This window comes from Kribbella sp. NPDC020701 (assembly GCF_055562215.1).
In genome coordinates this window covers 32,236-53,974 of sequence record NZ_JBVHFT010000011.1, presented here as the reverse complement: position 1 = coordinate 53,974, position 21,739 = coordinate 32,236, and the positions used below count along the sequence as shown (strand labels likewise).

At 68.4% G+C, this 21,739-nt stretch carries 17 protein-coding genes; 9 read left to right on the top strand and 8 right to left on the bottom strand.

The annotated features are described in order from the left end of the window. The first annotated feature begins 179 nt into the window (after positions 1 to 179). The 3 genes from ACZ3HV_RS25655 to ACZ3HV_RS25645 all read left to right on the top strand — a co-directional run bounded on the left by ACZ3HV_RS25655 (position 180) and on the right by ACZ3HV_RS25645 (position 3,171). Complete coding sequence (locus ACZ3HV_RS25655) at positions 180 to 1,397, top strand: sensor histidine kinase (protein ID WP_465687505.1); 1,218 nt, start codon at positions 180 to 182, stop codon at positions 1,395 to 1,397. Next, complete coding sequence (locus ACZ3HV_RS25650; RefSeq protein ID WP_130383318.1) at positions 1,394 to 2,071, top strand: response regulator transcription factor; 678 nt, start codon at positions 1,394 to 1,396, stop codon at positions 2,069 to 2,071. Before ACZ3HV_RS25655 ends, ACZ3HV_RS25650 begins: the two co-directional genes overlap by 4 nt. An 83-nt stretch (positions 2,072 to 2,154) precedes the next feature. Beyond that, on the top strand, positions 2,155 to 3,171 hold the full coding sequence (locus ACZ3HV_RS25645) for an iron-siderophore ABC transporter substrate-binding protein (protein ID WP_465687504.1): 1,017 nt from the start codon (positions 2,155 to 2,157) through the stop codon (positions 3,169 to 3,171). Between the two features lie 10 nt (positions 3,172 to 3,181). Here ACZ3HV_RS25645 and ACZ3HV_RS25640 read toward each other — a convergent pair whose 3' ends face one another. After that, complete coding sequence (locus tag ACZ3HV_RS25640; protein ID WP_465687503.1) at positions 3,182 to 3,742, bottom strand: hypothetical protein; 561 nt, start codon at positions 3,740 to 3,742, stop codon at positions 3,182 to 3,184. 284 nt (positions 3,743 to 4,026) lie between these two features. Between ACZ3HV_RS25640 and ACZ3HV_RS25635 the strand changes: the two genes are divergently transcribed. Genes ACZ3HV_RS25635 through ispF form a run of 3 tightly spaced genes read left to right on the top strand, consistent with a single transcriptional unit; the run spans position 4,027 to position 5,687 of the window. Then, positions 4,027 to 4,512 (top strand): CarD family transcriptional regulator, encoded by a 486-nt coding sequence (locus tag ACZ3HV_RS25635; RefSeq protein ID WP_012918679.1) that lies wholly within the window; start codon positions 4,027 to 4,029, stop codon positions 4,510 to 4,512. A 12-nt stretch (positions 4,513 to 4,524) separates the two neighbouring features. Then, the gene (gene ispD, locus ACZ3HV_RS25630) at positions 4,525 to 5,220 is read left to right on the top strand and encodes a 2-C-methyl-D-erythritol 4-phosphate cytidylyltransferase (protein ID WP_465687502.1); all 696 of its coding nucleotides are present in this window, start codon (positions 4,525 to 4,527) and stop codon (positions 5,218 to 5,220) included. A gap of 56 nt (positions 5,221 to 5,276) precedes the next feature. Further along, positions 5,277 to 5,687 (top strand): 2-C-methyl-D-erythritol 2,4-cyclodiphosphate synthase, encoded by a 411-nt coding sequence (gene ispF, locus ACZ3HV_RS25625; RefSeq protein ID WP_465687851.1) that lies wholly within the window; start codon positions 5,277 to 5,279, stop codon positions 5,685 to 5,687. Here ispF and ACZ3HV_RS25620 read toward each other — a convergent pair. Beyond that, complete coding sequence (locus ACZ3HV_RS25620; protein WP_465687501.1) at positions 5,677 to 6,642, bottom strand: nitrilase family protein; 966 nt, start codon at positions 6,640 to 6,642, stop codon at positions 5,677 to 5,679. The two genes, ispF and ACZ3HV_RS25620, sit on opposite strands and share 11 nt — an antisense overlap. A gap of 70 nt (positions 6,643 to 6,712) precedes the next feature. On the opposite strand from ACZ3HV_RS25620, the gene ACZ3HV_RS25615 reads away from it, so the two are divergent. After that, positions 6,713 to 7,579 (top strand): LysR family transcriptional regulator, encoded by an 867-nt coding sequence (locus ACZ3HV_RS25615; RefSeq protein WP_465687500.1) that lies wholly within the window; start codon positions 6,713 to 6,715, stop codon positions 7,577 to 7,579. Here ACZ3HV_RS25615 and ACZ3HV_RS25610 read toward each other — a convergent pair. From ACZ3HV_RS25610 to ACZ3HV_RS25595, 4 genes are all read right to left on the bottom strand, one after another. Further along, positions 7,576 to 8,937: a M1 family metallopeptidase gene (locus tag ACZ3HV_RS25610; protein ID WP_465687499.1), complete on the bottom strand. Its 1,362-nt coding sequence runs from the start codon at positions 8,935 to 8,937 to the stop codon at positions 7,576 to 7,578. The two genes, ACZ3HV_RS25615 and ACZ3HV_RS25610, sit on opposite strands and share 4 nt — an antisense overlap. Next, a complete protein-coding gene (locus ACZ3HV_RS25605) occupies positions 8,937 to 12,869 on the bottom strand; it encodes a Pls/PosA family non-ribosomal peptide synthetase (RefSeq protein WP_465687498.1) in 3,933 nt (1,310 codons plus the stop codon). Before ACZ3HV_RS25605 ends, ACZ3HV_RS25610 begins: the two co-directional genes overlap by 1 nt. Positions 12,870 to 13,083: 214 nt before the next feature. After that, entirely contained in the window at positions 13,084 to 14,718 is a 1,635-nt protein-coding gene (locus ACZ3HV_RS25600) for a DUF222 domain-containing protein (RefSeq protein WP_465687497.1), read from the bottom strand. Positions 14,719 to 14,829: 111 nt separating this feature from the next. After that, positions 14,830 to 15,426 (bottom strand): nucleoside/nucleotide kinase family protein, encoded by a 597-nt coding sequence (locus ACZ3HV_RS25595; RefSeq protein ID WP_465687496.1) that lies wholly within the window; start codon positions 15,424 to 15,426, stop codon positions 14,830 to 14,832. A gap of 190 nt (positions 15,427 to 15,616) precedes the next feature. On the opposite strand from ACZ3HV_RS25595, the gene ACZ3HV_RS25590 reads away from it, so the two are divergent. After that, positions 15,617 to 17,125 carry an FAD-dependent monooxygenase gene (locus ACZ3HV_RS25590; protein WP_465687849.1) on the top strand — a complete coding sequence of 503 codons (1,509 nt, stop codon included), beginning with the start codon at positions 15,617 to 15,619 and terminating at the stop codon, positions 17,123 to 17,125. Here ACZ3HV_RS25590 and ACZ3HV_RS25585 read toward each other — a convergent pair. After that, positions 17,114 to 18,214 (bottom strand): neutral zinc metallopeptidase, encoded by a 1,101-nt coding sequence (locus tag ACZ3HV_RS25585; protein ID WP_465687495.1) that lies wholly within the window; start codon positions 18,212 to 18,214, stop codon positions 17,114 to 17,116. The two genes, ACZ3HV_RS25590 and ACZ3HV_RS25585, sit on opposite strands and share 12 nt — an antisense overlap. A gap of 69 nt (positions 18,215 to 18,283) precedes the next feature. Between ACZ3HV_RS25585 and ACZ3HV_RS25580 the strand changes: the two genes are divergently transcribed. Then, on the top strand, positions 18,284 to 19,969 hold the full coding sequence (locus ACZ3HV_RS25580; RefSeq protein ID WP_465687494.1) for a DUF2207 domain-containing protein: 1,686 nt from the start codon (positions 18,284 to 18,286) through the stop codon (positions 19,967 to 19,969). A gap of 6 nt (positions 19,970 to 19,975) precedes the next feature. On the opposite strand, the gene ACZ3HV_RS25575 is transcribed toward ACZ3HV_RS25580, so the two are convergent. After that, complete coding sequence (locus ACZ3HV_RS25575; RefSeq protein ID WP_465687493.1) at positions 19,976 to 21,616, bottom strand: neutral zinc metallopeptidase; 1,641 nt, start codon at positions 21,614 to 21,616, stop codon at positions 19,976 to 19,978. Between the last annotated feature and the right edge of the window lie 123 nt (positions 21,617 to 21,739).

The following is a 21,739-nucleotide window of genomic DNA, read 5'->3' as shown; positions in this document are numbered from 1 at the left end:
GTGCCACGGCGGGCGGAGCGGCAAGCACCTGCTTGGTACCCGCCCACCGGTGACCGTATGCCGTCGAGGTTGCCGGACGGCGACGAGTGGTGAACGCCTGATGAACAGTTGTGTCGTGTCCCGGTCATCCGGTGATCATTCGGTCTTTCCCTGCTGGTTGCCCGCGTAGCATCGTTGCCGTGGACCCCACGCTGGCTGCGGTGCTGGGCGGCGTCATCGGCGCGGCCCTGGCTCTGCTTTCACTCGGCGCGATGATGCTGTCCGAGCGGTCCCAGCGCAAGATCCCGGAGTCCCCGGAGCCGATCGTGCCGGCCGGCGTCGCCACCGTCCTGTCGGTACTGCGGTCGTCCGCGGTGGTGATGGGGCCGGAGGACCAGGTGCTCCAGGCTAGCGCGCCGGCGCATGTGCTCGGCATCGTCCGGGGCGAGCGGCTGGTGGTCGACGACATCCTGACCATGGTCCGCGCGGTCCGGCGCGACGGTGAGATCCGCCAGCAGGAGCTCGAGATCGTCCGCGGACGGCTCGGAGCGACGCAGTTCGTGAGCGCCCGGGTCGCGCCGCTGGGCAGCCAGCTGGTGCTGGTCCTGGTCGAGGACCGGACCCGCGAGCGCCGGCTGGACGCGATCCGGCGGGACTTCACCGTCAACGTCAGCCACGAGCTGAAGACCCCGGTCGGCGCGCTGATCCTGCTCGCCGACGCGGTCTCGGAGGCCGCCGACGATCCCGAGGCGGTGCAGCGGTTCTCGGACCGGATGCGGGTCGAGGCGTCCCGGCTGAGCCGGCTGGTCAAGGAGATCATCGAGCTGTCCCGGCTGCAGGGTGACGACCCGCTGGAGAACCCCGGCCCGGTCGACATCAACGCGGTCATCGAGTCCGCGGTGGACCGCTGCCGGGTGGACGCCGAGGATCGCGACATCAAGATCGTGGTCAAGACCGAGCCGGCGCTGGAGGTGATGGGCAGCGTCGACCAGCTGTCCATCGCGATCGGCAACCTGGTCGAGAACGCGGTCAACTACAGCCCCGACGGCACGCGGGTCGCGGTCGCCGCGCACCCGATCGGGGACCTGGTCGAGGTCACCGTCAGCGACCAGGGTGTGGGGATCCCGAGCAGCGACCTGGAGCGCATCTTCGAGCGCTTCTACCGGGTCGACCGGGCCCGCAGCCGCGAAACCGGTGGCACCGGCCTCGGCCTCTCGATCGTCAAGCACATCGCCTCCATCCACGGCGGCGACGTACGGGTCTGGAGTGTCGAGGGCCAGGGTTCCACCTTCACCGTGAGACTCCCGCTGCGGCTCGAACCCGCTCCGGGTCAGACCGACTCCCCCAGCCAGGAGGAGCCGGCCGTTCCCCTGACGCCTACCCCGTCAGGTCAGATCGCAAAGGAGACAGCTTCGTGACCCGAGTGCTGGTCGTCGAAGACGAAGAGAGCTACAGCGACGCGTTGTCGTACGTGCTGCGCAAGGAAGGGTTCGAGGTCGCCGTCGCGGAGACCGGACCGGATGCGCTGGACGAGTACGACCGGGCCGGTGCGGACATCGTCCTGCTCGACCTGATGCTGCCGGGTCTGTCCGGCACTGAGGTCTGCCGGGCCCTGCGCAGCCGGGGCAATGTCCCGGTGATCATCGTCAGCGCCAAGGACACCGAGGTCGACAAGGTCGTCGGCCTCGAGCTCGGCGCGGACGACTACGTCACCAAGCCGTACAGCCCGCGCGAGCTGCTGGCCCGGGTTCGCGCCGTGCTGCGCCGCGGCCAGGATGTCGAGCTGCTGCCCGACACCCTCGAGGCCGGGCCGGTCCGGATGGACGTGGAGCGGCACGTGGTGACCGTGTCCGGGACCGAGATCCGGCTCCCGCTGAAGGAGTTCGAGCTGCTCGAGATGCTGCTGCGCAACACCGGCCGGGTGCTCACCCGCGGGCAGCTGATCGACCGGATCTGGGGCGCCGACTACGTGGGCGACACCAAGACCCTCGACGTGCACGTCAAGCGGCTGCGCTCCAAGCTGGAGAAGGACCCGTCGAACCCGGCGCACCTGGTCACGGTGCGGGGACTCGGGTACAAGTTCGAGTCCTGACTCACATCCCCGCAGGTCGCCAGGGCCTGTGGGGTTAGCTTAGGCTCTCCTTAGTTGAGGCAATCTGTCTAAGGAGAGTCACCATGTCCTGGTCCCGTACCCGCGTGATCAGCGCGGCGGCCACCGCCGTACTGGTCGCGACCACGCTGGCCGCGTGCGGCAGCGACGGCGACGACAAGGCCGCCGCATCGGGTGGTACGGCGTCCGCCGGGTTCCCGGTCACGTTGAAGAACACCTTCGGCGAGACCACCATCACCAAGAAGCCGGAGCGGATCGTCACGCTCGGCTGGAACGCCCAGGACGTGGTCTACGCCCTCGGTGAGACGCCGGTCGGGATGCCGAAGGTCACCTACGGCCCGACCGCCGCCGGCGTCACCGCGTGGGACACGGACAAGTTCGACCCGGCGAAGACGACGTTGCTGGACACCGGTGACAAGTACCCGTTCGAGAAGATCGCGGCGCTCGAGCCGGACGTCATCCTCGCTCCGTACGAGGGGTTCGACGAGGCGACGTACAAGACTCTGAGTGGGATCGCGCCGACGGTCGCGTACCCGGGTGCGCCGTGGCAGACCACCTGGCAGGACCAGACCCTGCTGGTTGGTGAGGCGCTCGGCAAGAAGGCCGACGCCGAGAAGCTGATCACCGGGATCGGGGACAAGCTCAAGCAGGTCGCGGCCGACCACCCCGAGTTCAAGGACAAGACGATCACGGTCGGCTCGTTCGGCCCGGACAACTACGTCTACATGCCGGGCGACCCGCGGGTGCAGATCCTGAACGAGATGGGCTTCAAGAACGCGCCGGGTGTCGAGGCGCTGGAGAAGACGAACACCAAGAAGGAGTTCGCGCTCACCATCAGCAAGGAGAAGATCGCCGACGTCGACGCCGACGTGCTGGTCGCGTACGTCGACGGCATCGGGACGCAGAAGTTCCTGGCCGACCCGGTCTACTCGTCGCTCGGCGCGGTCAAGCGCGGCGGCGCGTACGCGATGCAGGACCCGCAGGTGATCTCCGGGATGAGCGCCGTTGGCGTGCTCAGCGTCCCGTGGGTCCTGGACAAGATCCTCCCGGGTCTGTCCAAGGCGGCTCAGGCCAAGGGCTGAGCCTGGGGCACTACTCCCCGGCCGGCGCCGGGGAGTAGTGGTCGTCGGGCAGCACCGGGATGTAGGTGGTGATCGGCGCGGCCTTGCCGAAGGTGATGGTCACGTTGACCACCTGGCCCGGCTTGCCGCCGGTGACCGTGATCGGGTCGCCGGGCTGCTCGCCAGTCTCCGTCTCGGTCTGCGCGCTGGCGTCCGGCGGCAGCAGGGTCGCCGTACCGGCCTTCAGGTCCAGGGGCGTCTTGAGCTCGCTGAACGTGACCACGCCCGGCTGGTCGCTGCCGGCCTGGCCGTCCTGCGTCCCGGCCGGGGCCTGGCTGATCTTGACCAAGGTGTCGTCCTCGGCCCCGTCGTTGACGATGACCGTGTGCAGTTCGCCCTTGCCGTCCGCGTCGGCCAGCACCAGCATGTTCCGGACCTTGACCGAGCCGGAGTCCGCGTTCGTGCCCTCGGCGGCCTGGTACGGCTGCAGCGTGGGGGCGTCGAAGCTCGCGGAGCACGCCGACAGCGCGATACTGAGAGTGGCGGCAGCTCCCGCCAGCGCGGTACGCCGGGCGAACCGCGAGGACAACATGATCGGCACTGGAATCCCTCTCCTACAAGCTCTCCAAGGCCGTCAGGCAGCAGCCTCCGGCGCACCAAAGCGTAGCGTTCGCGGGTCCGGGAACCGACGGCGGGATGCCTGTGCCGGGGACCGGAAGTGCCGCCGCAGTGGTGTCGTAGGCAACGGTTCGCGCCCGCGCGAGGCACGGCTGAGAGCGTTTGTCAAGGCGAGAAGTGGCCTCTGACCAGCGCAAACGCCCCGACCGGACCACCGACCGCGTGGTAGGATAGGACTCGGAAAGGGGCACGTGACATATGACTTTCACAGTCGGCGAGACGGTTGTTTACCCCAACCATGGTGCGGCCGTCATCGAGGACATCGAGACCCGTCAGATCAAAGGTGAGGACAAGACCTATCTGGTCTTGAGGATCGTCGCTCAGAACGACCTGGTCGTCCGGGTCCCCGCGTGCAACCTTGATCTCGTCGGCGTGCGTGACGTCGTGGATCAGGCTGGCCTGGAGCGCGTCTTCGACGTGCTGCGAGCTCCGCACACGGAGGAGCCGACCAACTGGTCGCGACGTTACAAGGCGAACCTGGAGAAGCTGCACTCCGGTGACGTGATGAAGGTGGCGGAGGTCGTTCGCGACCTGTGGCGCCGAGAGCGTGACCGTGGTCTGTCCGCCGGTGAGAAGCGGATGCTGGCAAAGGCTCGCCAGATCCTGGTCTCCGAGCTGGCCCTGGCCGAACACACCAACGAGGACAAGGCGGAAGCCATCCTCGACGAGGTTCTCGCTTCTTAGCCGAGCGCCTGCATGAGTAGCGCGGTCGTGATCCCCGCGGCCGGGCTGGGCTTGCGGCTGGGTGGTGAGACACCAAAGGCATTTCGAGAGGTCGGTGGCGACTCGCTGCTGGTCCACGCGGTGCGTGGGCTGAAGGCAGCGACCGCTGCCGACCTCGTCTGTTTTGTCATCGCCGTCCCCCCGGGCACCGAGGAAGCAGTCACCAAGGAGCTCGAGCCGTACGTCGGTGAGGCCCAATTGCACGTGGTCCCTGGCGGCGCTGAGCGGCCCGATTCGGTGCGCGCGGCGCTGGAGGTGGTCCCGGTCGACGGGATCGACTGCATTCTCGTGCACGACGCGGCACGGGCGTTCGTCCCGGCCGACGTGATCGAGCGGGTCGTCGCGGCGGTGCGCGGCGGCGCCCAGGCCGTCGTGCCCGTGGTGCCGGTGACGGACACGATCAAGCGGGTCGCGCCGACGGGAGAGGTCCTCGACACGCCGGATCGGTCGACGTTGGTCGCCGTACAGACTCCGCAGGGCTTCGAGCCCGGTGTACTGCGTCGGGCACATGCCGTCGACGTAGTGGGTGCGACCGATGATGCGATGCTGTGTGAGCGGCTCGGGATCACCGTCATGACGGTGGAGGGGTCGCCGGACGCGTTCAAGGTGACGCGGCCGCAGGACCTGCTGCTGGCGGAGGCTCTGCTCGCGGAGAGGCGGCTGAGGTGAAGATCCCCCGGGTCGGGAACGGCGTTGACGTCCACCCGCTGGAGGAAGGCCGCCCGATGTGGCTGGCCGGCCTGCACTGGCCGGACGAGACCTCCGGGCTTTCGGGTCACTCCGACGGCGACGCGGCCGCGCACGCGATCTGCACTGCATTACTGACCGCGGCTCGACTGGGTGACCTGGGTTCGAACTTCGGCACCGCTGAGCCCGAATGGGCCGGCGCCGCCGGCGTAGTACTGCTGGCAGAGGCGGCCCGGCGGGTGCGGGCCGCGGGATTCGAGATCGGCAACGTCTCGGTTCAGATCATCTGCAACCGGCCGAGAATCGGTGCCCGCCGCGAGGAGGCGGAGAAGGCGCTTAGCGCGGCCTGCGACGCCGAGGTGTCGGTCAGCGCGGCGACCACCGACGGCCTGGGCTTCACCGGCCGTGGCGAGGGCATCGCGGCGATCGCCACCGCGCTCATCTATTGACCGGGTCCGTCGAGAAGCGTGCTGCTCTCGGATCCAGTTCGTCACCCCTGACCTGGGTCAGTAGGCCGTAGAGCTCGGGCCGCCGCCCACGCATCCACCGTCGTCCAGTTGCCAGTGGCACCAGATCGAGATCCAGATCAGCGACGACAACAGCCTCGTCGGGGACCGGAGTCTCGGCGACGATCCGGCCGTACGGATCCAGAATCATCGCGTTCCCGGTCCGGATCTCGTCGTCGTCCTGGCCGACCCCGTTGCTGAACAGCAAGAACAGCCCGTTGTCGTGCGCCCGGGCCGGCAGCCACCGCATCAGCCAGCCCCGCCCGTCCGGCCCGTCGAAGGCGGCCCGGACAGCCTCCGGATCCTGCCGTCGCCGATCCCAGATCTCCTGCGGGATCGGCCTCATCCCGTGCGGGCTGCGCGAGCTCGTCCCGCCGGTCTGGTGCGGCGCGATCAGGACGGTTGCTCCCAGCAACGCGGTGATCCGGACGTTCTCGACCAGGTTGTTGTCCCAGCAGATCAGCACCCCGGCCCGGAATCCCCAGGGTGTGTCGAACACCGTGTACGACGACCCGCTGGCGATCGCCTCGTGCTCGAAGGCATGGAGTTTGCGGTGGACATGGACCACGCCGGTCGGCAGACAGACGGCGTACGAGTTGAAGAGTTTGCCGTCGGCATCTTCCAGGAAGCCGACCCCGAGCCCGGCGCCGATCTCCTTGGCCAGGGCGAGGACCCGGTTGACCAGCGGTCCATCGGCCGACTCGGCCAGCTCCCGCAGTCGTTCGACGGGATGGCGGCGCAGATGCCAGTAGCCGAGCAGACACAGTTCCGGGAACACGACCAGGTGGGCGCCGTCCGCGACCGCCTGCCGGGCCAGCCGTTCGACGGTGGCGAGATTGGTCGCGGGCTGGTCGGGCGTCGGCTCGAACTGCACCACAGCGGCGCGGAAGGCTGTCATGGCACCATCGAAACGCCCGGCGACGTATGACGTCCAATAGCTGTTCGGTGCGATTCCATATCCTAGGGTTATGGATCTCCGTTTGCTCCGAGCGTTCGTCACGGTCGCCAGACTGCGGAACTTCGGGGCCGCGGCCGAGGAGCTGTCGACCAGTCAGCCGGCGTTGACCAAGCAGATCCAGGTGCTGGAGCGTCGGGTCGGTTCGGTGCTGTTCAGCCGGGGCCGTCATGGCGCCCGACTGACCCCGGCGGGTGCGCTTCTGCTTCCTGACGCTCTGGAGTTGCTGGACCGTTCCGAGGCGTTCGATCGGCGCGCGGCCCAGGTCGCGTCGGGGGCCGAGGGCTCGCTGGCGATCGGGTTCGGGTTGTCCGGGATCGAGCTCGCGCCTCGGGCGGTGGCACTGTTCCGCAGCCGCTGGCCCGGCGTCACGATTTCGCTCGAGGACCTGCCGTCGGTGGTCCAGTGTGAGCGGCTGCTGGCCGGCAGCCTCCAGATCGGGTTCGTCCGACTTCCGGTCCCGGCCGGTGTCGAACACCTTCGGTTACGACGAGATCGCCTCACCCTCGCCGTACCGGCCACGGCGGGCGTCCCGCGCGACCTCGTCAGCTGGCTCGACGCCCGCCCGCTCGTCCGCCTCACGCCCGCCCGTGGACCCGGTCTGAACGCCCAGATCAACACCCTGTACGCCGAGCTCGGTTGCCACCCGCAAGTACTTCAGGAAGCCGGTGACCTGCAGACCGTCCTGGCCCTCACCGCGGCCGGCGCCGGCCCATCCGTAGTACCCGAATCAGCCGAACGCATCGCGCCACCGGAACTCCGCCTGATCCCGCTCCCCGGCCGAGCCGCCTCCTGGTGGACCGGCGCCGCCTGGTCAACCAGAACCCCACTCACCGAACGCTTCGTCAAAGCCGCGGCCGAGGTAGCCCGCGCGACCTAAGACCGCTTTCGGGGGAGGGGCGGTAGTTCGTAGGAGTCGAGCCAGGCGGCGAACAGGTGCCGGAGGGCTTCCTCGTCAGGGCTGAAATTGGTGGCCAGCGCGATGAAGTCGGCCGTGGTGACCGAGCCGTGGCGGTAGTTCCTCGTCCACGCACGGAGCAGGTTGAAGAAGGCCTCGTCGCCCAGGTGCTTGCGCAGGGCGTGCAAGGTGATCGCACCGCGCTTGTACAGGCGGTCGTCGAACATCAGCTCCGGACCGGGGTCCGACAGCATCAGGTCCTGCGGGAGATTCTTCAACCGGGTGTGCGCCTTGGACACCTGCTGGTCGGCGGTGAGGCCGCGCGATTCCTCCGACCACAACCACTCGGCGTAGCAGGCGAATCCTTCGTTCAGCCAGATGTGTTGCCAGCTCGCCGGCGTCAGGCTGTTGCCGAACCACTGGTGCGCCAACTCGTGCGCGACCAACCGCTCCGACGTACGCCGGCCGTCCACATGGTTGCTGCCGAACACCGAGATGGCCTGCGCCTCGAGCGGAATCTCCAGGTCGTCGTCGGTCACCACGACCGTGTAGCTCCCGAACGGATACGGCCCGAACTGCCGGCAGAACAGCTTCATCATGTCCTGCTGCCGCCCGAAGTCCACCTTGAAATCGCGGATCTGCGCGGCCGGCAACACGCCCCGGGTGGTCACCGGTGACGTGGCCAACTCGACCGCGTCGTACCGGCCGATCTGCACGGTCGCCAGGTACGTCGCCATCGGCGCGGCCTGATCGAAGACCCACGTGGTCCGGCTGGCCTTCACCCGGCGCGACACCAGCCGCCCGTTCGCGACCACCTGGTACGGCGAGTCGGTGGTGATCGTCATCCGGTAGTGCGCCTTGTCGCCGGGGTGGTCGTTGCACGGGAACCAGGTCGCCGCGCCACTCGGCTGGCTGGCGACGATCACGCCCTCGGTGAGTTCCTCCCAGCCGAGTTCGCCCCACGGACTGTCCTCGGGCTTCGGGTTGCCGCCGTACTGGACCTCGACGGTGAACTCGGCGCCGTCCATGATCGGCGCGGCGGGCGTCACGTGCAGCTTGCCGGAGCGGTGAACGTAGCGCTGCGGCCGTCGGCCGTTCACGGACACCTTCGACACCCGGAGTCCGGCCAGGTCGAAGCTCAGCCGGGACAGCGCCTGGGTGGCGAACGCGGTGATCGTCGCCTTGCCGCTCAGGCGGTTGCTGTTGACCCGGTAGTCCAGGTCCAGCTCGTACGACTCCACCTCGTAGCCGCCATTGCCATGCGTGGGCACGTACCGGTCGTCGGCGCTCGTCGTACCCGGCTGCCCGTCGCTCTGTCGTCCTCTGAAGGGGGCAACCATCAGCCCTGCCAGGGAGCGATCGGGTTCCCGGCCCAGCGCGTCCCGGCAGGCACACCTTCACCACGCATCACGAGAGACACCGGGCCGATGGTAGCCCCTGCCCCGACACTCGCGGCGGGCAGGACGATGCCGTGCGGCCCGAGGGTTGCTCCGGATCCGAAGGTGACTGTGCTCATGGAGAGAACTCGATCATGAAAAAGGTGCGTCTGCAGCACGCAACCGCGATTCACCGTGGCGCCGTCGCCCAGGGTGATCAGATCGGCCTCCGGTAACCAGTACGTCTCGCACCAGACGCCCTTGCCGATCTTGGCCCCGAGGGACCGCAGCCACAGGTTGAGCACCGGCGTACCGGCGGCGGCGTTCGCGAACCACGGCGCCGAGACCAGCTCGACGAAGCTGTCGACGACCTCGTTGCGCCAGACGAAGGAACTCCACAATGGGTACTCGACCGCTCGTGTCCTACCCACGATGATCCACTTCGCGACCGTCGCCATGCCGGCCGCGACCGCGCCTGCGGTCAGGATCACCGCGCCGGACAGCAGCAACGTCCACCACGGCCCGATCCAGATGTCGAGCGCCTGCAGCGCGAACAGCACACCCAGCGCGATCAGGACCGTGCACATCATCGGGACGAAGCGGCACAGCTCGACCAGCGCCCGAGCGACCTTGAGCTTGAACGGCGGGTTGAAGGTCCGGCTCTGGTCACCCTCGATCGCCTGCCGCCGGAGCTTCACCGGTGGGGAACCGAGCCACGACGTACCCGCCTTGGACTTCTTCGGCGCGGCGCTCAGCACCGCGACCAGGCCGTTCTTCGGGACGGACCGGCCGGGAGCGGTCATCCCCGAGTTGCCGAGGAACGCCCGCTTACCGACCTTCGCGCCGGCCACGTGCAGCCAGCCGCCACCCAGTTCGTACGACGCGATCATCGTGTCGTCGGCCAGGAACGCGCCCTCACCGACCGTGGTCATCTTCGGCAGCAGCAGGACCGTCGACGCCTCGACGTCACGGCCGATCTTCGCGCCGAGCGCCCGCAGCCACCAGGGCGTGAGCAGGCTCGCGTACAGCGGGAACAGCAGGGTCCGCGCCGAGTCGAGCAGCCGCTCGGTTGCCCACACCTGCCACCCGATCCGGCTGCGGACCGGGTAGTGGCCCGGCTTGATCCCGAGGCCCAGTAACCGGACACCCACCAGCGTCAGCACGGCGAGCGTCACGAAACCTACGAGCGTCATCAGCGGAATCGCCGCGAGCGCTTGGAGTGCAGCCGCTTGGAGGGTCTCGGTGCCCTTGATCGCGTAGCCGAGGACGACGAGTGCCGCGGCGGCCGCTGCCACCGGGATCAACGACATGACTGCGGACTGAACGCCGTACGCAAGGACCCACCAGGGAGCGCGAGCCGGCCTGTGGTCGGGCCACGGGTGCCTTGCCCGTCCGATCCGGCTGGCGGGCGAGCCGGACCAGCGTTCGTTCGCGGGGACCTTGCCGGAGACGGCCGAGCCGGCCATGATCTCGGCGTTCCGGCCGATCTCGGTGCCGGGGAGCAGTGTGCTCCGGGAACCGACCACGGCCTCGGCGTGGACTGTCACCGGACCTACGTGCAGTTCGTCGCCGTCGATCCAGTAGCCGGCCAGGTCGACCTCGGGCTCGATCGACGCGCCGCGGCCCATCGTCAGCATGCCCGTGACTGGCGGCAGCGTGTGCAGGTCGACGCCGCGGCCGACCTTCGCGCCGAGCGCGCGGGCGTAGTAGGCGATCCAGGGAGCGCCGGCCAGGTTGGCCGCGCCGGCGGCGTCCGACAGGTTCTCGGCGGCCCACAGCCGGACGTGCACGTTGCCGCCGCGCGGATAGACGCCGGGTTTGAGGCCGCGGAGCAGGATGCGCGCGCCGACGACGGCGATCCCCATCCGCCCGGCCGGGGTGATCAGGAGCAGCCAGCCGGCCAGGATCCACCACCACGAGACCGTCCGGGCCCAGGGCAGCGGGCCGGCGAGCTCGGCGAGCAGGTTGTTCAGCGTGAACAGGTAGACCAGCCAGCGAACGCCGACGACCGTCTGCAGGATGAGAGTGAGCGCGGTCTGCAGGAGCTGCGTGCTCTTCGGCGTCGGCCGGATCTCGCGGATCTCGACCGGCTCGTACGCCACTGGCTGTGATTCGTCGAGCCGGTCCGCGAGCGCGCCGAGGCGCGGGTACTCGTAGATGTCGCCGACGGTCACATCCGGGTACCGCTCGCGCAGCGCCGACACCAGCTGCGCAGCGGCCAGACTGCCGCCGCCATGCAAGAAGAAGTCGTTGTCCGGCCCGGTGACCTTCGCGCCGAGCACCTTCGTCCACCGCTCGGACAGCCAGCCGGCCGTCCCGCTGAGCTCGGCCGCCGGGCCGTCGGTATCCATCCCGGGCAGCGGCCACGGCAGTGCGTTGCGGTCGACCTTGCCGGACGTCCTGGTCGGCAGCGTGTCCACGACGGCCAGCAGCGGTACGAGCGCCGCCGGGAGTTCTTCTCGTAGTCGTTGGGTCGCCTTGGCCTGATCGAACGCCGCCGGGTCTTCGGGTACGACGTACCCGACCAGCAACTGGTTACCGGCCCCACTGGTCCGGACCGCGGCTGCGGCGCCGGAGATCTGCGGCAGCGCCTGGAGCGCCGCGTCGACCTCGCCCAGCTCGATCCGTCGGCCGCCGAGCTTGACCTGTTCGTCGGCGCGGCCCTGGAAGAGCAGGCCAAGAGGGTCGCTCCGGACCAGGTCGCCGCTGCGGTACGCGCGGTCCCAGCCGAGGCTCGGCATCGGCGCGAACTTCTCCGCGTCCTTGACCGGGTCAAGGTATCGGGCCAAGCCGACACCGCCGATGATCAGCTCGCCGATCTCGCCCGGCTCGACTTCGTTGCCCTCGGCACCTACAACGGCGAGATCCCAGCCATCCAAGGGCAGTCCGATCCGGACCGGACCCTCGCCCGTCAGTTGGGCGCCGCAGGCGACGACCGTGGCCTCGGTCGGTCCGTACGTGTTCCACACCTCACGACCGTCGATCGCGAGTCGTTCGGCCAGCTCAGGCGGACAGGCTTCACCGCCGAAGATCAGCAGCCGGACCTGGTCGAGCGCGTCGGCCGGCCAGAGCGCCGCCAGGGTCGGCACGGTCGAGACGATAGTGATGCCTTGGGCAACCAACCACGGCCCGAGGTCCATCCCGGTCCGCACCAGCGACCGCGGCGCCGGCACCAGACACGCGCCGTGCCGCCAGGCGAGCCACATCTCCTCACACGACGCATCGAACGCGACCGACAGACCGGCGAGCACCCGGTCATCCGGCCCGATCGGCTCCTTCTGCAGAAACAGCCGCGCCTCGGCATCCACGAACGCCGCCGCCGATCGGTGGGTGACCGCGACACCCTTCGGTACGCCGGTCGAGCCCGAGGTGAAGATGATCCAGGCGTCGTCGGTGGGCTCGGGGCCGGCCTGGTCTCTTCGTGCGTCCGTCGTACCGGAGGCGTCCATCCGGGCGCTGTAGGGGTAGTCGTAGTAGCCGTCGGCGTTGTCGTTGGCGAGGACTGGCGCGGGCTGCGGGCGGGTGACCGTGAGCTCGAGGTCGTCGCCGACCGTAGCCGCGACATCGGCTTCACCGAACACGAGCTCGGCTCGCTCATCGGGGTCATCCGCGTCCACCGGTACGTACGCCGCTCCGGCTTGCAGTGTGCCGAGGATGGCGACATACAGATCGTTGTGGCCGGACGAGATCCGCACGCCGACGCGGTCGCCGGGGCCGATGCCCGCGGCGGTGAGGCGGGCGGCGAACTTGGTGGTCTGGCTCAGCAGTTCGCGATAACTCAGGCTGACACTGCCGTCGTCGAGCGCCGGCTCGTCGGCGTACTGCGCCGCCGTTTCCTGCAACACGTCCACCAGCGTCCGCGCGGGTGGCGCCATCTCCCCGCGTCGCAACGTCACGGCCGGATAATACGCCGCCGGAGTGAACCCAAGCCAAGGCGCGCACTCCCACGCGGCGGGTCGTTCATTTCTGCGTGGCTCACTCGCGACGCTCCCACCACGCGGCATGTCTGCTCGTGCCCGCGCGCCGGAGTCCGGTAATCAACCGATTGCTGTAGGTCTGAAGGTTGGGTCGCGTTGCCGTTCTACCGGCTCGCCACCGAATCGTCGCGGTCTAGTCGTCGGTGCCGGACTTCGGTGCTCTCCGGGTGCCGTTGGGGTCGACGTGGAAGGTGAATCCGTGGGGCGTGGTCCATTCCAGGGTCTTGGGGTCGAGGCGCTGGACTGACCAGCCGCGGCCGTGGGTTTTGACCCTGTGGCTGAAGCGGGCTAAGGGTGCGAGGTTCTGGGTGTTGGTTTGGCCTGGTGGGCCGAGGGGGTCGTAAGGCTGGAGGTGGTCCAGGTCGGTGGTCCCGCTGGTTTCGCGGGTGCCAAATGGAAAGACCTCCACCGGATGTGTCAGCTTCACGCGTTCACGGATGCGGTCGGGGATCTCGTACGCGTTGACGCTCACGGCGTCGTTGAGGTCGATGACCGGTTTCACGATGTACGGAGCGTGGCCGACCAGTTCGGTCAGCTGCGACGCGAGCAGTGGACCGAGGCCCTCGACACGGAGTACACCGGTCCCGGTGGCGAGGACGTGTTCGGTCAGGTGCACGTAGATCTCCGTCTTGCCGGGCAGCGTACGTCCACCCGATGGGCTGCTGTGGGCGGCGAGCTTGATCTGTGCGAGGCGTACGTCGAGAGCGCGCAGGGCGGCTGCATCGACGGGCTCGACGGGCTCGGGTACGCGGTGGTGCCTTGGCCAGTTTGGGTCGACCTGCCCACTCGATGGGGTGTCGAGTGGATCGGGTAGATCGCTGTGGCTGGGATGGGGCGCGTCTCGGTCGGCCTCGTCATACGGTTCGGGCTCCACATACTCAGCCGTGAGGTCGGCTTCGTCGTGCGGGGTCAGCCCGTTGTGCCCATCCGCGAGGTTGACCGCGTCGTGCTCGTCCGAGGAGGCGGCGTCGGTGTTGGTTGGGGGTGGCTGGTGGGTGCGGGCTTGGTGGAGGAGTTCTTCGGTGTAGGCGGGGTCGGCGATGATGCCGATGGCTTCGGCGCGGCGGGTGTCGAGGGTGCCGGGGTGGCCGAGGAGCTTGAGGGCCTCGGCGATGCTGGCGACGGTGGCGTCGAATCGGATCACCGAGCCGCTCGCGGCGCGGATGTAGATGGCTTTGGTGCCGTGCTCGTCGGAGTTCCCGACGAAGACGCCGCGTTCGTTCGCCTTCTCTTCGGCTTCGGCGCGGGCCAAGGCAGCGTCGGCGTACATCTTGGCGGCCTTGACGATCTTGTCCAGGCGGTAGGGCGTGATCGAGTCGACGATTCTGGCGACGCGTTGATCGACGTACTGTGCAGCTTCCTCAGAGAGTTTCACGCAGGCTGCGGCGATCTGCCGGGCCTTCCAGGGCGTCGCCTCGCCGTTCAGTACGCGGGCCCAGGTGAACGGGAAGCGGTGTCGCAGCGCCAGCGCCTGTCCGATGTAATCGGCGGCCACGCGGGCCGAGATGCCGAGCATGACCCCGAACTCGACTGGGGCGAACTCCACGATCTCGGGACAGCCCTCACCGCCCAGGACCACGGTTCGTTCGCGGCCGTCGCAGGATCGCCGGCCGGGTCGGGATGGGCAGGTGTCGGGATGATGCCGGTCGGCGAAGATCTGGGCGTGTACGAGCAATCGGGCCTCGACGCGATTGACCTCGGCGCGGTGCCCGGCGGCCGACTCCAGCAGGTCGGCCGTCGACAGCGCAATGAGATCTTCGTCGAACATGCGTTCTAGTCTAGGCATCGGACCCGTGGGGTGCAACTGCACGAAGGTGGAAAATCCCTTATCCACAAGGGGAAACGTCACATCGCCGCGGCTCCTCAAACCTGATAGGCATCAGCGTCGAACCCACTCGGCGATGGCTGACGCGGTGGTCGCTGGGGTGGCGTCGTCGGTTTGTAGGACAGTGGGGATCTGCGTGCGGAGGTACGCGGCGAAGGAGAGCTGCCGGTCGGTGTTCTGGTCTCGCCAGGAAGGTCTGCTCTTGAGACGCCTCACGCGGGCGGCATCGGTGCAGTCCAGGAGGGCGAAGTGGACGTCAGTGATCCAGCGCCGAGCGGGGAGGTCTTCAAGTTGCTCAGGCATGAACGTGGACAGGAGTACCGTCGCGCGTCCGCCCTGCGCGACTCCGTGGGCGACGCTCAGCCAGGCGTCGCGGAAGGCGACCCAGTTGATCGGTTCGGGGGCGCAGACTACGCCGATGGGGTCGATGAGCCAGTCGACGTCGAAGACGGCGTACTCCGGCAGTTCCGCAGCCAGGAACGGGAAGATCGACGTCTTGCCGGCGCCCGATGCGCCGGTCACGACGTACAGCGGCAGTCGTCTGGCCGGCTCGCTGTAGTGGCCGGCTGGACAGACCGCGCGGTCACCGTCGGGTAGCAGCGTCACGGGCGGGTCGCAGAGCTGGCAGTAGTGCATGGTCCAGCGTTTCACCGCGTACGCCGACGAGCCAACGGTTATCGGACGTTTGCGATGGGCAACAAAAAACGGCGAGGAGTGGAACTCCCTGCCGTGCCTAATTTATAGCGTACTGGGGGACTTGCCGCAAGGCCCGGGGGATGGCGGAGAATCACTCGCCGTGGCCGGAAAACACGACGACTTCGGGGATTGTGACGTGCGAGTGATGGATGCCGACGTGATCATCGTGGGCGCTGGGCCGACCGGGCTGATGCTTGCCGGTGAGCTGCGGCTGGGCGGCGTACGAGCGGTGGTCCTGGAGCGCCGGCCGGAGTTCCGGGAGACTCCGAAGGCCAGTGGTCTCGGTGGGCAGATCCTGGACCTGCTGCACTATCGGGGCCAGCTGGAGAAGGTCACCGCGGCCTGCAGCGGCCCGATCCCGGCTCCCCGCTTCCCGTTCGGCGGTGTGCATGTGGACCTCAGCCGCCTGCCGGATCCGCCACTACACGCGCTGCCGCTCGCACAAGCGCAGCTCGAGCGGTTGCTCGACGAGCGTGCCCGCGAGCTCGGGGCCGACGTACGACGGGGTCATGAAGTGATCGCGGTGGAGCAGGACGACGCCACGGTGACCGCGGATGTGCGCGGTCCGGACGGGCCGTACCGGGTGACCGCCCATTACGTCGTGGGTTGCGACGGTCCGCGCAGCCGGATCCGTGACCTGGCCGGGATCGCGTTTGCCGGTACGTCCTATCCGGAGGTCAACCGGCTTGGGATGGTCACCTTGCCGGATGAGGTGACTGTGCTCGACAACGGGGACCTGGAGGTTGCTGGGCTGGGCCGGATTCCGGCGGGGTTCACCCGGACGGAACGAGGTGTGTTCGCGTTCGGGGCGATGGCCAAGGGGGAGTTGTCGGTCTTCACCACCGAGGACGATCTGACCGACTACGACGACGACGTACCGATGACTCTGGAGGAGTTCCAGGGCAGCATCCGTCGCGTGCTCGGGGTGGATCTGCCTTTGGGAGAGCCGCGTCGGCTGTCGCGCTTCACCTTTCACGCCCGGCAGGCTGAGCAGTACGGCAAGGGGCGGATCTTCCTGGCCGGCGATGCGGCCCATCTGTTCCCCGCCACGGGCGTTGCGATCAACGCCGGTACGCTCGACGCCGTCAACCTGGCGTGGAAACTGGCAGCGGCGGTCAACGGCTGGGCGCCGGCAGGTCTGCTGGACACCTATCACGCCGAGCGCCATCTGGCTGGCGCACGCACACTCCGGCATACCCAGGCGCAGGTGGCGCTGAGGCGCGGGCTCGACCCGGCCGCCGATGCGCTGCGGGAGGTCTTCGAGGAGCTGCTCACGGACGAGCAGCCGGCGCGTCGGATCGGAGCCATGATCGCGGGCACCGACATCAGGTACCCGGTGGCGGGCGCGGATCCTTTGCTCGGCACGTTCGTACCCGATCTCACGTTGCTGACCGAGCAGGGGACCACCAGTGTCGCGGAGCTCATGAGCACCGCACGGCCCGTCTTCCTTGACCTTGCGGATCGCGCGGATCTTCGGGAGATCGCTCAACCGTGGCAGGGCCGCGTCGACATCCACACTGCCAAGACCGAAGACCGGCCCGCTGACGCACTGCTGATCCGTCCGGATGCTTGCATCGTCTGGACTGCAAGCACCGACGGGCCAACGCTTCAAGAAGCTCTGACTACCTGGTTCGGTCAGCCGCTACTTCACTAGGTCTGCTGATACTGCGAAGGTGTTGCAGGCTTTGTTGGCGCCGATGTTGAAGCCGTTCTGGATCCAGAAGCCCTGGCTGGTTGCCAGGCCGTGCGTACGCTCGTCCTCGGGGGTGTCTGCCGATTCGCCGAAGCTGTTGCTGGACTGCTCTTTGAACTCGTCCAGCCGGTTCGTCAGCGGATAGGACTTCTCGACTGCCTTGCTGAACACGCCGCCGAAGCATGAGGCCTGCAGTTCGTTGCGGCGCGAGCTCTCCAGTTGCTGATCCGGATGGTCCTGCAGGTAGACCGCACGGGCGTAGAAGAGACCAGTGACGCCTTGGACGTGGTGGCCGTACTCGTGCGCGATTGTCATCAGGTACGCCAGGTCATGCTGCGGTCCGAAGGCGCGGTTCATCTGCTTGACGTCGGTGTACATCACCTGGTTGCCATAGCAATAAAACGCGAGTACGCGGCCGGACAGCGGCTCGAATCTGCCGCACGGCGTTGTCACCGGCTTGTCGAACACGACCAGACCCGGGTCCGGCTTGTCCTGGCCGAGTTCCTTGAAGATCGGCCGCCATGCGTCGTTCAGGCAGGTGAAAAGCTTCTGGTAGTAGACCTTTTGAGCCGCCAGGCTGCCGGTGCCCAGGTTCGCGGCCGTGCAGTTCTGCTCCGGCAGCGGACCGGTGCGGTAGATGTCGGCGTTGAGCAGATAGTCCTCCGCCGTACCCTTCTGCGGGTTGCTGGTGGGTGTCGGCACGATCGACGGACCGGTGACCCCGGGCCGGGCGGTGTTGTCGTCGCTCGTGCCCAGCAGCGAGCCGAGCACGGCCACGGACACTGCGAGGAAGATCAGTAGTACGAACGCCAACACGATGACCCGGACCGCACTGCCCCGGCGCTTCGGTGGCTGGAACCCGTTGAACTGGCCCGGACCGCCGTAGTACGGCTGCTGGCCCCACTGGCCTGGGTACTGCTGCTGCGGGTACGGCGCTCGCTGGGGCGGACCATATTGCCCAGAAGGTGGCCATGGCGCGGACTGCGGCGGTGGCAGTACACCCGGAGGCGGGCCGGGCGGATGACCGCCGTAGCCGTACGGGCTGCTCACAGGTACGGCCTCCTGCCGCTGGGTTCCATGGGTTCGCTGCACGAACCGGCACGAGACTACTCTCGACCCATGTCACTGAAGCGCCGCCTCCTGCCGGCCGCCCTGCTGATGTCCTTGTCCGCCCCGATTGTTGCCTTGAGCACGTTGCCGGCCCAGGCCGCCGACGACCAGGTCACGGCGTACTCCGCCCAGGCGACCCTCACCAAGGACGGCCGGCTGCAGGTCAAGGAGACGGTCGACCTGACCGCCGGCGGTACGACGTTCAGCCGGACGCTGGCCACCCGGGTTCGGGCCGACGCCGAGCGGGACCGCACGTATGGTCTGAGCGACGTGTCGGCCACAGTGAACGGCCAACCGGCACAGGGATTGAAGAACGAGAGCACCGACGACGGCCGCAAGCTCACTGTGAATGTGTCGGGCCAGTCGAAGATCGTCTACAGCTACACGGTCGACAACGTGGTGGCCGACTCCACCGAGGGTCTCGAGGTGAGCTGGCCGGTCGTGCAGGGCTTCGGTACGTCGATCCCGAAAGCCGAACTGACTGTCAACGTCCCGTTCGCCACCTGGGTCACGTGTTTCGCCGGCAGGATCGGCTCGAGCATGCCGTGTACGTCGTCGCAGCTGGCCGAGTCCGCCGCGTTGCAGATCGAGCAGAACGGCGTACCGGCTGGTGGTCGGGTGACCGTCCTGACCGGACTGAGTGACCAGGCGACTGTTCAGCCGAATGCGCAGTTCCAGACCCGCTGGACGCTTGGCCGTGCGTTCACCGCGGACTCCAGCACGATCGGCCTGGCAGTGATCGTGTTCGGCATCGGACTGCTCGGTGCGGTAGCGCTGTGGTTCTTCCGCGGCCGTGACGCCGCCAAGGTGGGCGACGGTGCGCCGGAGCGTCCGGTGCTCGACGGTGCCGACGGACCGCAGTTCGCCGCACCGGATGGGATCCGGCCAGGCCAGGTCGGCACGGTGGTGGACGAGACGGCCGACGTGGTCGACATCACTGCAACGCTGCTGGACCTTGCCGTGCGCAACTACCTGACCATCGTCGAGCTGCCGCGGGAGTCGCACTTCGGCAGGTTGGACTGGGAGCTGCGCCGGCTGCACCAGGGTGGCCCCGAGCTGCTGCCGTACGAGAAGGCTCTGCTGGATGCGGTCTTCGCCGACGGCGAGGCGGTGGTCGTGTCCAACCTCGGCCCGTCGCTGCGGCCGCGGCTCAACCTGGTCCGCGAGCAACTGTACGCCGATGTGGTCACGCAAGGCTGGTTTGCGACCCGTCCGGACGCCGTCCGGAACCGCTGGACCACTGCGGGCGTGGTGCTGCTCGGGGCGGGCGTTGTACTGACCATCGTGCTCGCGATCGTCAGCAAGTACGGCCTGGTCGGTTTCGCGGTGATGGCGGCCGGTCTGGTGCTCGCACTGGTCGGACAGGTCGCACCGGCACGCACCGCGCGCGGAGCCGCCGTACTGGGCCGAGTGGCCGGCCTGCAGCGGTACCTGGTGGACGAGACGTCGGCGAACCTGCCGCAGAGCCACCGTCTCGAGTTCGCGTCCCGCTGCCTTCCGTACGCCGCTGTCCTCGGGCTGACCGAGAAATGGGCACTGGAGATCGCCGCGACCGATGACGACCCCGACCCCGACGCCGGCATCGGCTGGTACTCCGGTCCGGAGAACTGGCACCTGTCCGACATCGGCGAGTCGCTCAGCAACTTCGTCACCGCGTTCGGCGGCACGCTGACGACAGCGCGCCGCCTCTTCTGACGAGAGTCAGGACACGCGGATGTCCGCGGCGGTGAAGGTGTTGCAGGAATTGGGCTGCTTGCTGTTGAACCCGGCGATCGACCACTGGTAGTTGCTCACCCGGTTGCCGTGGTCGTGGACGCGCGGACGGGCGTAGTCGTCGCCGGTATGGCTGATCAGGAACTTCCAGTTGGCCAGCAGCGGGTCACGCATCGGCGTGAACACCGCGTTCGCGCCCAGGTACACGGCGCCCAGGCAGGTCGCCTGCAGTTCCCGGCGACGGCTCTCCTGCAGCTTCTGGTTCGGCGTCATCGACTTCGCCCGAGTCACCGAGGAGACGAGAATGCCGCTCAGGTACTGCACGTGGTGGCCGTACTCATGGGCGAACGTGTTGAGCATGATCGCGCGGGTGTACATCGGGTTGGACCGGTAGTACGCGTTGTCCACCGCGTACGGCAGGTAGATGGTCTCGTTCGCAGCGCAGTACGCCGCTCGTGCGCTGCGCTGGATGCCGCACGGGGAGGCCAGCTTGCCCATGTACACGACCGCCTTCGGTGCGCGGAACGGCAGACCGGCCTTCTGCATCGCCAGCAGCCAGGTTCGGTTGAGGCACGGCAGCAGGCGGGTGTAGTACGCCCTGGCCGCGGTGACGGTGACCGGCGCGAACGCCGGCTCCACGCACTTCGAGGCCGAGACCGGCCCGACGGTGTAGAGCTTGTTGGCCTTGACGACGTCGTCGGCTGTCGGGGCAGGTGGCTTGGTCGCAGTCGGCGACGGTGACTCCGACGGCGTGGCGGAGGTGGTCTCCGACGTCGGCGCCGATGGGGAGTCCTTCGCCTGCGGGTCGTCGTTGCCGGTGTTCCGGACGAGCAGTGTGATGCCGGAGCCGACAACCAGTACGGCGAGCACGACCAGACCGATCAGGAGACCGCGGGAGGTCTTCTTCGGCTTCCGGCGCCGTCCGCCCCCGCCGGGTGGCTGCGGGATCGGGATCGGTGGGTACTGCCAGTTCGGTGCCTGCTGCACCCGCTGACCCATCGGACCGAGCTGACCGCCGCCCGACGCATGCCGGGGTCCGCGCTGCTGCTGTGGCGGAAGGGCGTTGCTCCACGGCGAGGCCGGCTGCTGGGGGCCGGGCTGGTTCGGAGAGCCCCACAGGTACGAGTCCTCGGAGCGCGGCCCGCCCTGCTGAGGCGGCGGACCGGATTGCGACGGAGCCGACTGCCAAGCACTGGACTGCGACTGCCAGGTACCGGACTGCGGCGGCCGGCCCTGCTGTGATGGACGCGGCTGGGCTGGACCGGGCTGGCGCGGACCGGACTGCGGTGGACCGGACTGTTGGGCACCGGACTGCGGTGGGCCGGACTGCTGCTGCGGACGGGCCTGCGGCGGTGGGGTCGGGCGGGACTGTTCCGGGTTGGTTTGCCACGTGGACGGCTGGTCGGGGTTCTCCGGCCGGCGGTTGGCCCAGCCTTCACCGAACCAGTTGTTCGGCGGGCGCTCGCCCGTGGCCGGGTCCTGGAACTCGCGCTTGGCCTCGGCCTCCCCGACCCACCATTGGGCCGGCTGGCCCTGCCGGCCCTCGCCAGGACCATGCTGCGGCGGGACCGCCGGCTGCTCCCCGTCAGCCGGTTCGCTCCCCGGGGGCGGTGGGTTCCTGTCCGACATCGATACTCCTCACGACCTTGCTGGGTGTAGCCGTCAACGTGGTGCATCCGGCGCTGTTCGGGGTGCCGAAGCCGCGCCAGGTCGATTCTTCCCCCCGGACAACTGCGCAGTCCCCGGACATAC